This window comes from Mycobacteroides salmoniphilum (assembly GCF_004924335.1).
Taxonomy (GTDB): domain Bacteria; phylum Actinomycetota; class Actinomycetes; order Mycobacteriales; family Mycobacteriaceae; genus Mycobacterium; species Mycobacterium salmoniphilum.
This window is the reverse complement of the sequence record NZ_CP024633.1, coordinates 427,694-440,551: the sequence shown is the minus strand read 5'-3', so window position 1 is coordinate 440,551 and position 12,858 is coordinate 427,694. Positions and strand designations below refer to the sequence as shown.

Here is a 12,858-nt window from a genome sequence, read left to right as displayed (position 1 = left end):
TGGCCGACCTCGAATCGGCGATTCGACATGCGCGGGTGCTACCGGGCGGGAGTCGCGGGCGGCTCGGGCGGCGACTTACAGCAATGCTGAAGCCATAGCCCGGCGACCACGAGTGCCAACGCGCAACCGGTCGCGATCATCACGCCGAGTGTGTCCGCCACGGCCGCGGCCAACTGTGCGCGCCGCGGCAGGATGTAGACGAGCATCGCCAGCCACCATCCGGTCATGAGTGTGCCAAGCCATGCCGAGGCCTTCGCGACCACTACCGAACGCGCCACCAGAAGCGCCGGCAAATGCCCCGTGCCGACCCCGATCTCACCGTCGGTGACCTTGTTACGGATGTAGAACGCCCAGCCGCCCTCTGCGATTGCGAGAACCAGCAGTGAGATACCGGCGAGCAAAGGGATCGGCGGTAGGGACCCGTAGGACGCCGAGACAAAGAAAAAGCCGAGGATCGCGGTGACAGCGCCCGCGATCAGCAGATCGCGGATCCGGGTAGGCCCCACTACGTCACCGGGCCGGTCAGGGTGTCAGCCACCCGTTGGACACCGTCGCGTTCGGCCGGGGTGAGACCGGCAAGCAGGTCTGCCACCGGGCGCGGCCGTCCCTCGACGGTCAGTACCGCTTCCGGTTCGAGCGCCAGCCACGGCACCAGCACAAAGGCGCGCTGGTGCGCACGCGGATGCGGCAGTGTGAGTTCAGCGTCATCGGAGAGAACCTCGGTGGTGGTTGCGTCGCCGTCGATGCCGCGCCGGCAGCTGATCACGTCGACATCGAGAGTCCGCGGCCCCCAACGTTCGCCGCGCACTCGCTGCGCGGACTGCTCCAGGCGACGCACCACCGTGAGCCACTCCCGGGGCTCACGCCCCTGCGCGATGACGATGGCGTTGAAGAAGTCGGACTGCGGAACTGGTCCCCACGGCGCGGTCCGATACACCGGTGATATCCCCACCACGTCCGGGCCCAGCGCGTCGACGACCGATTGCAGGTGCGTGAGCCTGTCACCAAGATTGGATCCAATGGACAGCACCGCGCGGGTCACTGCGACGATCCCCCGGCCCTAGATCTCCGGGAACGGCGGGCCACCACCGCGACATCGCTGAACGTCAACGGAATCGGTGCGTCGGGCTTGTGAACCGCTGCCTCGACGGCATGGACCCTGGAATCGGTCATCACGTCATCGGCGATCGCACCCGCGACCGATTCGATGAGGTTGCGTGGCGGGCCGGACACGATCGCGGCAGCGCGCTGAGCCAGCTCTCCATAGTCGAGCGTGTCGGTCAGCTGATCCGTGGCTGCCGCGGTATCGAGGTCCAGCCAGACGGTGACATCCACCGAGAACTCCTGGCCGTCACGACGCTCATGCTCGAAAACTCCGTGATAGCCAAAGACTTTCAGGCCCCGCAGCTCGATGCGGTCGGTCATTTCTTGCCACCCTTGGTCTCGCGCTGCGCAACCTCGCGCCGCCAACTGCCACCCGCGGTCTTGCTGGGCTTGGGTCGCACGGTCCGTACTGTCACCTCCGTGGTCACCTCGTCCTGAGGGATGTCGATGGCGGGCACGGACTCGGGCTGCTGGTCCTGCGACTGCTCGTGGCTCTCTTCCTCGCCCTCTTCGATGCTCTCGATACCGCCGGTCTCCCAGGCGCGCACCACCTTCAGCGCATCCATGGACGCCGTCACGTCATGGACGCGCACCCCCCATACCTCATGCAGCGCACCGAGTGCGGTGATAACGGCGGTTGCCGTTTCGCGTCCGTCGGCCGGCCGTTCCACACCCTTGAGGTCGGTAAGCAACGCTCCCAGGAATCGCTTTCGGGAGGCGCCGATGAGAATCGGGTAACCCAGCTCCTGCAGATCCGGGATCGATTGCAGCAGAAGCCAATTGTGGCGCGCAGTCTTGGCGAAACCGAGACCCGGATCAAGGATGAGTTTGTCCTGCGAAACCCCGGCCTTGAGCGCGACCTCCACCGACTCCATGAGCTCACGCGAGACGTCAGCGACCACGTCACCGTAGTTCTTAGCGGCCGGCGCGTGTATGAAATTCTTTGAGCGCCAATGCATCAGGATCCAGGGTAGGCCCAGTTCCGCCATCAGGGGGGCCATCTCGGGATCTGCCCGGCCGCCCGAGACATCGTTGACCATGTAGGCGCCCGCCTCGACCGCGGCGGCCGCGACCTCCGCACGCATAGTGTCAACACTCACGTTGATCCCGTGGCTGGCAAGCTCTTTGATCACCGGGATGACCCGTTGCATTTCAATCTTCTGCCTGATTGGCGTTGCGCCTGGCCGAGTCGACTGCCCACCGACATCGATGATGTCCGCACCGGCGGAGGCAAGCGCCAATCCGTGCGCCACCGCGTCCGACTGCCTGATGAATTGCCCACCGTCAGAGAAGGAGTCGTCGGTTACATTAACGACTCCCAGGATATGAGTCAGTGCGGGAGTATCCGTCACGTCCCGGTCATGCCCTCATCATCAGGTCGAGAACCTCGGCCCGCGAGGCAGCGTCACGTTTGAACTGGCCGCGCACGGCGGAGGTGGTGGTCGTCGCCCCGGGCTTGCGCACGCCGCGCATGGCCATACACAAATGCTCGGCCTCGACCACAACGATCACGGCGCGCGGCTCCAGCTTGCGCACCAACGCGTCGGCGATCTGCGCCGTCAGCCGCTCCTGCACCTGGGGCCGTTTCGCGTAAAGGTCAACCAGACGAGCGATTTTCGACAATCCAGTCACCCGGCCGTGCTCGCCGGGGATGTATCCGACATGTGCAACGCCGTGAAAAGACACCAGGTGATGTTCACACGTCGAGTACATCGGTATCGATTTCACCAGCACCAGCTCGTCATGCTGTTCGTCGAAGGTGGTGTTCAGCACCGTGTCTGGATCGGTGTACAGACCGGCGAATATCTCCCGGTAGGCGCGCGCCACGCGGGCCGGGGTATCCACCAACCCATTTCGGTCCGGGTCTTCACCAACGGCATAGAGCAGTTCACGGACTGCGGCCTCGGCACGTGCCTGATCGAAGACGTGACCGGTCGGCTGGCCGTTGTACTCGGCCGTCTCGGGCGAGTTCATGTCAGCTCTTGCTCTCGCTGCCCTCATCCGGGGCCGGTGCCGGCTGCTGATGCGGAGCAGGCACCGGATACGGGTAGGGCTGCGGGACATACGGCGGGTATTGGGCGTGACCCTGCGGCGGATACCCCGGCGGTGGGTACGGGGCCTGCCCCTGTGGCGGCCAGCCGGGCGCGTACCACCCGGCAGGAGCACCGTAGTTGGTACCCGGAGCCTGACCAGGATGGGTTCCTGCCGGAACAGGTTGGCCACCTTGACCATTCGGCACGGGATCATTCGGTACGGCCGGTGCGCCGTTTGCGGGCACGGCCGCCTGCTCGGCGATGGCCTTCTTGAACGCGGGCTCCGGGACCGGCGGCGGCCAGGGTTCGCCACGTTCGATGGCGAGCTCACCCGGGGTTTTGATAGGGGGCTTGTCGGACGGAATCCGGCCTCCGAAGTCGTCGAAGAGGGTCAGCCGGGGACGCCGCTGAACATCCTTGAAGATCTCCTCGAGCTCCTTGCGGACCACCGTCTCCTTCTCCAGCAGCTCACCGGCCAACGTGTCCAGCACGTCCCGGTACTCGGTGAGAATGGCCCACGCTTCGGTGTGGGCTGCCTCAATGAGCTTGCGGACCTCGTCATCGATATCGCGCGCGACCTCGTGCGAGTAATCCGCCTGGGTTCCCATGGTGCGGCCCAGGAAAGGATCCCCATGTTCGGTGCCGTAGCGCACCGCTCCGAGCTTTGCGCTCATGCCGTACTCGGTGACCATGGCCCGAGCGATCTTGGTGGCCTGCTCGATATCGGATGACGCCCCTGTGGTCGGCTCGCGGAACACCAGCTCCTCGGCGGCGCGGCCACCCATCGCGAAGACCAGCTGCGCGATCATCTCCGAGCGCGTGCGTAATCCCTTGTCTTCCTCCGGAACCGCGATGGCATGCCCGCCGGTGCGGCCCCGGGCCAAGATGGTGACCTTGTAGACGCGTTCGATATCGGGCATCGCCCACGCCGCCAGGGTGTGCCCGGCCTCGTGATAGGCGGTGATCTTCTTCTCGTGCTCGCTGATGATGCGGCCCTTGCGGCGCGGTCCACCGACCGCCCGGTCTACCGATTCCTCAAGGGCGGCAGCGGTAATCACGGTGCCGTTCTCCCGCGCGGTGAGCAACGCCGACTCGTTGATGACATTCGCCAGGTCGGCACCGGACATGCCGACGGTGCGCTTGGCCAGTCCGTCGAAGTCGACGTCGGGACCGAAGGGTTTCCCGGCCGAATGGACCCTGAGCACGGCCTTTCGGCCGGCCAGATCGGGGCTCGATACCGGGATCTGCCGGTCGAAACGACCGGGGCGCAGTAGCGCAGGGTCGAGGATGTCGGGGCGGTTGGTGGCCGCGATGAGAATGACGCCCTGCCGCTCGCCGAAGCCATCCATCTCGACCAGCAGCTGGTTGAGGGTCTGCTCGCGCTCGTCGTGCCCACCGCCCAGGCCGGCACCACGCTGACGTCCGACAGCATCGATCTCGTCGACGAAGATGATGCAGGGGCTGTTCTGTTTAGCCTGTTCGAACAAATCACGCACACGCGAAGCGCCAACGCCCACAAACATTTCCACGAAATCCGAACCGGAGATGGTGAAGAACGGCACGCCGGCCTCGCCGGCGACCGCGCGGGCAAGCAGCGTCTTACCGGTACCGGGAGGGCCGTAGAGCAGCACACCGCGCGGGATTTTGGCGCCGAGTGCCTGGTAACGCGACGGGTTCTGCAGGAAATCCTTGATCTCGTAGAGCTCTTCGACGGCCTCGTCGACCCCGGCCACGTCGGCAAAGGTGGTTTTCGGCGTGTCCTTGGACAGCTGCTTGGCGCGTGATTTACCGAAACCGAAGCCCATGCCGCGGCCGCCGGACTGCATGCGACTGAAGGCAAAGAACAGCACCACGAGCAGGATCACCGGCAGCAGGTACAGCAGCAGCGATCCCAGGATGCTGCCCTGGTTCACCGTCGTGCTGACCGTCGCACCCTTACCGTTCAGCTTTTCCAGCAGCGGCACTCCGTACCCGGTCGGGTACTTGGTGATGACCTTGTCTTTGCCTTCGGTATCGCCGTTCCCGGACTTGAGGTCCAGCCGCAGCTGCTGCTCGCGGTCGTCGATGCGGGCGCTCTTGACGTTGTCGGTGTCAATCTGCTTGATCGCGACCGTGGTGTCCACGGGTTTGTAACCGCGGGTGTCGTCGCCGAAGTAGAAGAACGACCACCCCAGCAGCAGCACCACCACGATGACGCCCAGGGTGCGAAACACGTTTGTCCGGTTCATACAGCGTCGGCCGCGGTCAGCGGCCCGGTCCTTCCGTCGTCATGGGGCAGGCTAGAGGAATCCATATAGGTATCGATTAAGAACTGTCAGGCTACCTCACCTGCATGTTCGCATCCGTGGCGCGCACTACGCCGAGGGAGAAAACGGAGGTAGCGCCCGGGCACGTCGCGGCGCTAGGTGTTGAACAGGCTGATGTGCAGGTAGACCTCGTCGGGTGACCTGATGTCTTGGACGACGTCGCGATACACCCAGGGCATTTCCACGTGGTCTTGAGCCGTCGTGACGTTGGTGGCGCTGGACAACGGAGGACCCGCGATGACCGTCATCGACGACGGGTCTTTCACGGGTAGAAAATGTCCGGTGAACTTCGATTTCCGCAGAATCGTCTCCACATCGCGCTCACCGACACGTAACGCGACGCGATAGCGGGTGTCGATACCGTGATCCATCCGAACCTTGAGCACCTGCAATCCAGCAGGGATGTCGATCCGGCCAAAGGCTTCTGCCTCCTCGACGGGTACTTCGACACCTGTCGGGCCGAAATCGAACGAACATCCAGCTAATAACGCGCACAACACCAGCCCCACCCATGCCCGCATGATTCCCCTTTGACGACCGCCAACTGCCTGCTCAGCCCTCCAGACAGTGATCTTGTTCACGGTACTATCGCCCGAGCCTCACGAACGCGGGCACCAAGTCTGCGTGCGGCCGAGAACGAAGAGGTCCGGTCATGCCTGGTCGCCACAGTGAACGCAATCGCAGAAGACAGCGTTCGGGTGGTTCAGGTCTGGCCAAGTGGATTGCGCTCGCGGTCATCGCCCTCCTGCTCGGCGGGCTCGGGGTGTTCGCCTTCACGAAGCTGTCCGGCCGATGCGCAGATGTTGATACCTTCGCCGTCGCCGCCGACCCTGCCATCGCTCCGGTCATATCGAAGGTGGCCGACGGTGTGAACGCCAAGGACCTCAGTTGCACAAAAATCACCGTGGACGCGAAGGCCTCGGCGGCGACGGCCGCGACAATCGGCAAGCCCGGCGGCGCGCCCGCGTTGTGGCTCCCTGATTCCTCTATCTGGCTGGTGAAGCAGATGCGCACCACCGGGTCGCCATTGGATTCGGCAAGCCAGTCCGTGGCCAGGACCCCCGTGGTGGTGGTCGCCAAACAAGGTGAGGCGCCGACATTCGATTCGTGGTTGAGCGTGTTGAAACAGCCCGGACTGCGGATCGGCAATCCGCTGGAGGACACCGTGGCGGCGGGTCCGGTGCTGGGGGCGCTTGCCGAAGCCGAACAGGGAAAGAGCGATTCCAACGCCATCACCGCGGCGCTCGTGCCGATCGCGCAGGCACAGCTGACGAACACCCGGCAGGGCAGCGCCGAGGAACGTCTCGGCGAGGTGGCCAAGACCGGTGGCCTAGCCGTGTCCACCGAACAGCAGCTGCTCGACTACAACTCCAAGCACCCGGGCGCGTCGCTCACCGCCGTTGTCCCGGCCACCGGCACACCGGCCCTGAACTATCCGATAGCTGTCACCGAAGCCGCCAACGATCGGCATGCCAAGGCCAAACAGTCCGGAGAAGCGCTCGCCGAGCGCCTTTCCGGTAGCAGTGGTGCAGACGCCTTGAAGAGCGCGGGATTCCGGGGGGCGGACTTCGCGCCGCTGGACGGCAAGGGTGTGGGGACGGTGGAGACACTCACCGTGAACGACCTGACCGCATTCGACACCGCGATGCGCCGATATGCGGTACTGGCCTTGCCTTCCCGGATGCTCGCGGTACTCGACGTCTCGGGATCCATGCGGGCCCCCGCAGGGCCGGTATCACGCGTGGCACTGCTGAGTCAGGCGATCGACAACGGGCTGCCCCTCTTCCCGGAGAACGCTCAGATCGGTTTGTGGGTGTTCTCGATCGACAAGGGCGGGCCGGGCCAGGACTGGAGGGAGCTGCAGCCGCTTCGTACGCTCAGCGAGAAGGTGGGCGACAAGACCCAGCGACAACTCCTCCTCGAGGACGGCCGCGGACTGGATGCCCTCGTCGGAGGTGGAACAGGCTTGTACGACACCACTCTCGCCGCGTTCCACAAGGTTCAGTCCACATACGACCCCCACTTCATCAACAGCGTGGTGATCATCACCGACGGCGCGAACGAGGACCCGAACGGCATTTCCCTGGATCGGCTGCTTGCCACCTTGAAAAAGGAACAAGACCCGGCGCGCCCCGTGGTGCTCATCACGCTAGGCATCACCGAGGACGCGGATGCCGATGTCCTCAAACAGATTTCGGAGGCCACCCCGGGCGGAGCCAGCCGGGTCGCGCGTAGTGCCGACGAGATCCCCAATATCGTCACCGATCTCATCAGGGCCCGGACCGCCGCACGCTAAATGAAGACAGCCTCCGGCTCCGGCGGGTTGGCGAGCAGTGCGGGCAGCACGAAAACCCGGACATAGCGCCGAACCTGCTCGGGATTGTCGGTTCCCGGAATCAGCCCGAGCAGCAGGGACAACGCGACGGACAGCACATACCGCGCCGCATCCTCAGGCCGAACGCCCGTGCGCACCTCGGCCATCCGCGTACTGAAGACACCCGCATACATGGAAGTCAGTAGGTCAATAAGATTGGGGGCATTGACAATTAAGGATGCGACCGTACCGCGATCATCGCGGTCGGCGAGCACCCGCAGTAGCGGATTGGCACCCACCTCCACCGATACGATCACCATCGACTCGGGAATGATCTCCGCAAGGTCCTTCAGCACGATGAGGCGGCCGATCATCTTGGCGATCTCGCTCATCGTCGCGCGGACCACCAGAGCGTCCATCAGGTCGTCTCTGTTCCGGAAATGCCGATACACCACAGCCCGGCTGTATCCGGCTTCCCGCGCGATGGCCTCCATCGTGGACGCGGCATACCCGCGCTCGACAAACAACCGCTCCGCGGCATCAAGAAGCTGGGCCTGCGCCTGCTGTGCGGTATTTCCACCCCCCGGCGGTCTACCGCGGCCGCGGGGAGCCTTGCTCTCGCCCTCACTTTTGCGAGCCATCCCCTAGCCGCCTCCTCACAACAATATATTGACACTTCATAAGATCTGCCTATTATTGGTTGCATGCTGAACAACCTGGCCAAATACTCTAATCCCGGCGGTGTCGTACCAGACCGCGCGACGTGGACTCCCTGGCTGAAGGCTTGGCGCATGCTGATCAACGCCAAATATCACGGCGATATCTACGAGGCCTTCCTCGGAATGGAGGCGCCCGTCTTCGCGCGCGCCTACCATCAGGTGCGCTCCCATCCGAACGGCCGAAAGCTGTTCAAGCACAAACCAGACCTGCTCGCCGTACTCAACGACGAGGAGTATCTGAACTCGCTGCCATTCGGCAGCCTGGGGCACGCGTACCTGTCGTTCCTGAGCACCAACAAGCTCGACGCGGGCGTCTTCGGTGAATCCAGCATCATCAGACCGATCGCCGAGAAGAACAACTGGGACGAGGATTTTTACTACATGATTATGAGGGGCACCGCCCTCCACGACATGTTCCACACCATCGGCGGCTACGGTCCCGACATCGCCGGCGAAATGGCCAATATCGGGTTCCATTGCGGCCAAATGGAACCCGCAGGCCCGCTGGAGAAACTGGGGATGCTCGGTGCCCTCACCCTGCCGGGCGCATCCGCGCCGTTCAAACTCCGTTACTACCGCCAGGCGGTGGAGCGCGGCCGTCGTGCCGACCTGCTGATGGCCGCCCCCTGGGAGGAGCTGCTCGAATTGCCCTATCGCGAGGCCCAGTCGAGCCTCGGTGTGAGTCCGGTCGAGGTGGCACATCCGCAAGGTAGGTGGACCACCGAATGGACGCCGCCGTCCATCAAGCCACCAACCCCGTGGAACTACGAGCGCATCCTCGCCGCGGGCCCCATCGCAGCCTGAAATGTAACCACCTCAACATGATTCGTCCGCGACGATCATCCGGCCTTGACCAGTCGGAACACCTCGAGGCTCGTCCAGCGCCGCCCCAAGACTTTCCCAGCCATCACCAGCGTGGACCAAAGCGATTCACAGCCGACGACAAGATCGCCGAAATGTCTAATATGTGAAGACTCACGAACGCGACACCGTCGAGCGTGGCGGTAGACGCCATCGATCCGGTGCGGCCGACAATCGGCATCCCTGGTCGGCAATTGCGCATTGTGGTTTAGTGGCAATCACGACGCTGATGAGCCTCTCCGGCGAAGAAGCGACAACAACGCTGTTGGCCGCCCTCAGAAGGTGAGAATGCGCTCATGACCGATGCCGCTGTGGATATCCGGGAACGTGACATCGCCACAAACGGCGTGCACCTGCGCATCGTCGAGGCAGGTGAACCCGGCCAGCCGGTAGTCCTTCTGGCTCATGGCTTCCCCGAGCTGGCATATTCCTGGCGCCACCAGATTCCGGCGCTCGCCGCCGCCGGATATCACGTCATCGCACCCGATCAGCGGGGTTACGGCAGGTCGAGCAGGCCCGCACATATCGATGACTACAACATCGAAGCACTGTCCGATGACCTGCTCGGCATCCTCGACGAAGTAGGCGCCGGCAAGGCGACATTCGTCGGGCACGATTGGGGCGCCGTCGTCACGTGGCATACCGCGCTCGCCGTGCCCGAGCGCGTCGCGGGCGTCGCCGGTCTTTCCGTCCCCTTCACCCGACGCAGCCAGGTGACTCCCACGCAGGCATGGAAAAGGCTGTTCGGCGAAAACTTCTTCTACATCCTGTACTTCCAGGAGCCGGGGGTCGCCGATGCCGAACTCGATCGCGACCCATCGGCCACCATGAAGCGCATGATGGCCGGAATGGCCCATATCGACGGTACGACGATGATCGCACCCGGTCCGGCCGGATTCATCGAGCGCATGACCGACCCCGGCCAGCTTCCCGAATGGCTGAGTCAGGCCGAATTGGACCACTACATCATAGAATTCACCCGCACCGGCTTCACCGGCGGACTCAACTGGTACCGGAACTTCGACCGCAACTGGGCGCTTACTGAACGGCTTGCCGGTGCGAATGTTGTTGTACCGTCGCTATTCATTGCAGGTGCCGCCGACCCGGTCCTGGGTTTCACTGACCACGCGGGGAGTGCAAAGCACCGGATCGACAACCGGGGTGACATCCTGATCGAAGGCGCCGGACACTGGATTCAGCAGGAGCGTCCGGACGAGGTCAATGCCGCACTGTTGGAATTCCTGCACGAGGTTGCCCGATGAGCCCCCCGCTGCGATTTGGTGCCTTCATCACACCGTTTCACCCAGTCGGCCAAAATCCCACCACCGCACTGGAGTACGACCTAGACCGAGTGGTAGCTCTGGACCGCCTGGGCTATGACGAGGCATGGTTCGGTGAGCATCACTCCGGCGGCTACGAATTGATCTCCTGCCCCGAGGTCTTCATCGCCACCGCTGCCGAGCGCACCAAGCACATCAGACTGGGCACGGGAGTGGTTTCGCTGCCCTATCACCATCCGTTGATGGTGCTGGATCGCTGGATTCTGTTGGACCACATCACTCGAGGCCGCGTCATCTTCGGCACCGGACCGGGCGCGCTGCCGACCGACGCGTACATGATGGGCATCGACCCGGTGGATCAGCGACAGATGCAGGAAGAGTCGCTGGAAGCGATCATGGCGCTGCTGCGCGCGGCACCGGAAGAACGCATAAGCCGCCAAACATCCTGGTTCACCCTGCGGGACGCGCAGCTGCAACTGCGGCCCTACACCCACCCTTACCCGGAAATCCTTACTGCAGCGATGTTTTCCCCGTCGGGTCCCCGACTGGCCGGGAAACTCGGCGCGGGGCTGCTGTCGTTGTCGGCGTCCATCCCAGGCGGATTCGCGGCGCTGGAAAACGCGTGGGAGGTGGTACGCGAGCAGGCGGCGGCCCACGGCCATCCCGAACCGGACCGTTCGACGTGGCGGGTGCTCGGCATCATGCACCTGGCCGAAACCCGTGAGCAGGCCATCGAGGATTGCACCTATGGTCTGCCGGACTACGCGCACTATTTCGGAGCGGTGGGGGTGCTGCCCCTCGCGAACGACGTTGACGGTGCGCATCAGGACCCACATGAATTCGTCAAGGCCTATGTGGAAGAAGGAAACTGCTGCATCGGGACACCCGACGATGCCATCGACTACATCCAGGGCCTGCTCGACACATCGGGCGGATTCGGCACCTTCCTGATGCTCGGCCACGACTGGGCCTCGCCGGAAGCAACGTTCAAATCCTATGAGCTGTTTTCCCGCAAGGTGATTCCACATTTCACCGGCCAACTCGCCGCCGCCAGGGTCTCGCACGATTGGGCACAGGCCAAGCGGGGCGAGCTGCTGGGGCGCGCCGGCGAGGCCGTCGCCAAGGCCATCGGCGAGCACGTCAACGATGGGCGGCCTGCGCGAAAAGCAGATGACTCAGTGAAGGATTCGATCTAATGCGCGCATCAGTACTGCGCAACGGCGCGATGATCTACCGGGACGACGTGGCCGACCCGGTGCCCGGAGAAGGCCAGGTGCTCGTCAAGGTCTCCGCTTGCGGAATCTGCGGATCCGATCTGCATTTCGCAAAACACGGGGCCCAGGCCATCGAACTGTCGGGGCAAATGGCGGGCATGCCCAGCCTGACCGATGGCGTCGACCTTGCGGCCGACGTGTTCATGGGGCACGAGTTCGCGGCGGAAGTGATCGAGGCCGGACCGGGGACCCAAGCTCCCACCCCCGGGACCGCAGTCACTTCGATTCCGATTTTGCTGTCCGCCAGGGGAATCGAACCCATCGTCTATAGCAACAGCACGCTCGGGGGCTACGCCGAGCAGATGCTGCTGAGCGCGCCGTTGCTGCTGCCCATACCCAACGGCCTTGACCCCAGGCACGCGGCGCTGACTGAACCGATGGCGGTCGGTCTGCACGCCGTCAACAAATCGAGCATCCAGCCGGGCACCGGAGCGATCGTCATCGGATGCGGCCCGGTCGGAATAGCGGTGATAGCCGCCCTGCATAACGTGGGCATCGAGCCGATCGTCGCCGCCGACTTCTCCCCGGCCCGGCGCGATCTGGCCCGACTCATGGGGGCACATGAGGTCGTCGACCCCAGCGCCGAGCCCACCTTCGAGGCGTGGTCCCGGGTCGGCAAGGGCGCACCGGTGATCTTCGAGGCCGTCGGGGTACCGGGCATCCTCAACGCCGTGCTGCGGGACGCACCGCACAGCTCGCGGGTGGTGGTGGTCGGCGTCTGTATGGAACCCGATGCCATCACGCCATACTTCGGGATCGCCAAGGAAGTTGCGCTCCAATTCGTGCTCGCCTACGACCCGGCAGAGTTCGCCGAAACGCTGCGGCGAATCGCGCACGGCGAGATCGATGTTGCGCACCTCGTCACGGGTGAGGTAGGTCTGGAAGATGTCGGGTCGGCATTTGCCGATCTCGGTAATCCGGGGCACCACTGCAAGATCTTGGTGGTGCCGTAAAGGTTGGGGAGGCA

Annotated in this window: 13 protein-coding genes; 5 read left to right on the top strand and 8 right to left on the bottom strand. The window is 64.0% G+C overall.

Annotated features, from left to right (window positions below):
• Nucleotides 1-38 precede the first annotated feature (38 nt).
• From DSM43276_RS02215 to DSM43276_RS02185, 7 genes are all read right to left on the bottom strand, one after another.
• Nucleotides 39-506, bottom strand: a complete 468-nt coding sequence (locus DSM43276_RS02215; RefSeq protein ID WP_078330409.1) for a DUF3180 domain-containing protein — start codon at nucleotides 504-506, stop codon at nucleotides 39-41.
• Complete coding sequence (gene folK / locus DSM43276_RS02210) at nucleotides 506-1,042, bottom strand: 2-amino-4-hydroxy-6-hydroxymethyldihydropteridine diphosphokinase (RefSeq protein WP_078330410.1); 537 nt, start codon at nucleotides 1,040-1,042, stop codon at nucleotides 506-508. The genes DSM43276_RS02215 and folK overlap by 1 nt, the downstream gene beginning before the upstream one ends.
• A complete protein-coding gene (gene folB, locus DSM43276_RS02205; protein ID WP_078330411.1) occupies nucleotides 1,039-1,425 on the bottom strand; it encodes a dihydroneopterin aldolase in 387 nt (128 codons plus the stop codon). Before folB ends, folK begins: the two co-directional genes overlap by 4 nt.
• Nucleotides 1,422-2,456: a dihydropteroate synthase gene (gene folP / locus DSM43276_RS02200; RefSeq protein ID WP_078330412.1), complete on the bottom strand. Its 1,035-nt coding sequence runs from the start codon at nucleotides 2,454-2,456 to the stop codon at nucleotides 1,422-1,424. The genes folB and folP overlap by 4 nt, the downstream gene beginning before the upstream one ends.
• Nucleotides 2,457-2,463: 7 nt before the next feature.
• Nucleotides 2,464-3,078, bottom strand: coding sequence for a GTP cyclohydrolase I FolE (gene folE, locus DSM43276_RS02195; RefSeq protein ID WP_078324607.1), 615 nt, complete (start codon nucleotides 3,076-3,078; stop codon nucleotides 2,464-2,466).
• A gap of 1 nt (nucleotide 3,079) precedes the next feature.
• Nucleotides 3,080-5,365, bottom strand: coding sequence for an ATP-dependent zinc metalloprotease FtsH (gene ftsH, locus DSM43276_RS02190; protein WP_078330413.1), 2,286 nt, complete (start codon nucleotides 5,363-5,365; stop codon nucleotides 3,080-3,082).
• Nucleotides 5,366-5,538: 173 nt separating this feature from the next.
• Complete coding sequence (locus tag DSM43276_RS02185) at nucleotides 5,539-5,964, bottom strand: hypothetical protein (RefSeq protein WP_078330414.1); 426 nt, start codon at nucleotides 5,962-5,964, stop codon at nucleotides 5,539-5,541.
• A gap of 131 nt (nucleotides 5,965-6,095) precedes the next feature.
• Between DSM43276_RS02185 and DSM43276_RS02180 the strand changes: the two genes are divergently transcribed.
• Entirely contained in the window at nucleotides 6,096-7,739 is a 1,644-nt protein-coding gene (locus tag DSM43276_RS02180) for a substrate-binding domain-containing protein (RefSeq protein WP_078330415.1), read from the top strand.
• Here the strand turns inward: DSM43276_RS02180 and DSM43276_RS02175 are convergent.
• Complete coding sequence (locus tag DSM43276_RS02175; RefSeq protein ID WP_078330416.1) at nucleotides 7,736-8,398, bottom strand: helix-turn-helix domain-containing protein; 663 nt, start codon at nucleotides 8,396-8,398, stop codon at nucleotides 7,736-7,738. The two genes, DSM43276_RS02180 and DSM43276_RS02175, sit on opposite strands and share 4 nt — an antisense overlap.
• A gap of 63 nt (nucleotides 8,399-8,461) precedes the next feature.
• Here DSM43276_RS02175 and DSM43276_RS02170 point away from each other — a divergent pair, with 63 nt between their 5' ends.
• The 4 genes from DSM43276_RS02170 to DSM43276_RS02155 all read left to right on the top strand — a co-directional run bounded on the left by DSM43276_RS02170 (nucleotide 8,462) and on the right by DSM43276_RS02155 (nucleotide 12,844).
• The gene (locus tag DSM43276_RS02170; protein WP_078330418.1) at nucleotides 8,462-9,280 is read left to right on the top strand and encodes a Coq4 family protein; all 819 of its coding nucleotides are present in this window, start codon (nucleotides 8,462-8,464) and stop codon (nucleotides 9,278-9,280) included.
• A 353-nt stretch (nucleotides 9,281-9,633) separates the two neighbouring features.
• Nucleotides 9,634-10,599, top strand: a complete 966-nt coding sequence (locus DSM43276_RS02165; protein WP_078330419.1) for an alpha/beta fold hydrolase — start codon at nucleotides 9,634-9,636, stop codon at nucleotides 10,597-10,599.
• The gene (locus DSM43276_RS02160) at nucleotides 10,596-11,813 is read left to right on the top strand and encodes an LLM class flavin-dependent oxidoreductase (protein WP_078330420.1); all 1,218 of its coding nucleotides are present in this window, start codon (nucleotides 10,596-10,598) and stop codon (nucleotides 11,811-11,813) included. Before DSM43276_RS02165 ends, DSM43276_RS02160 begins: the two co-directional genes overlap by 4 nt.
• On the top strand, nucleotides 11,813-12,844 hold the full coding sequence (locus DSM43276_RS02155; RefSeq protein WP_078330421.1) for a zinc-binding dehydrogenase: 1,032 nt from the start codon (nucleotides 11,813-11,815) through the stop codon (nucleotides 12,842-12,844). The genes DSM43276_RS02160 and DSM43276_RS02155 overlap by 1 nt, the downstream gene beginning before the upstream one ends.
• The last annotated feature ends 14 nt before the right edge of the window (nucleotides 12,845-12,858 follow it).

Bases quoted from the DNA above. Each gene is read 5' to 3' on its own strand.
- DSM43276_RS02165 (WP_078330419.1), top strand. From the start codon at position 9,634: ATGACCGATGCCGCTGTGGATATCCGGGAACGTGACATCGCCACAAAC.
- ftsH (WP_078330413.1), bottom strand. From the start codon at position 5,365: ATGAACCGGACAAACGTGTTTCGCACCCTGGGCGTCATCGTGGTGGTG.
- DSM43276_RS02170 (WP_078330418.1), top strand. From the start codon at position 8,462: ATGCTGAACAACCTGGCCAAATACTCTAATCCCGGCGGTGTCGTACCA.
- DSM43276_RS02185 (WP_078330414.1), bottom strand. From the start codon at position 5,964: ATGCGGGCATGGGTGGGGCTGGTGTTGTGCGCGTTATTAGCTGGATGT.
- DSM43276_RS02155 (WP_078330421.1), top strand. From the start codon at position 11,813: ATGCGCGCATCAGTACTGCGCAACGGCGCGATGATCTACCGGGACGAC.
- DSM43276_RS02160 (WP_078330420.1), top strand. From the start codon at position 10,596: ATGAGCCCCCCGCTGCGATTTGGTGCCTTCATCACACCGTTTCACCCA.
- DSM43276_RS02175 (WP_078330416.1), bottom strand. From the start codon at position 8,398: ATGGCTCGCAAAAGTGAGGGCGAGAGCAAGGCTCCCCGCGGCCGCGGT.
- folB (WP_078330411.1), bottom strand. From the start codon at position 1,425: ATGACCGACCGCATCGAGCTGCGGGGCCTGAAAGTCTTTGGCTATCAC.
- folE (WP_078324607.1), bottom strand. From the start codon at position 3,078: ATGAACTCGCCCGAGACGGCCGAGTACAACGGCCAGCCGACCGGTCAC.
- DSM43276_RS02180 (WP_078330415.1), top strand. From the start codon at position 6,096: ATGCCTGGTCGCCACAGTGAACGCAATCGCAGAAGACAGCGTTCGGGT.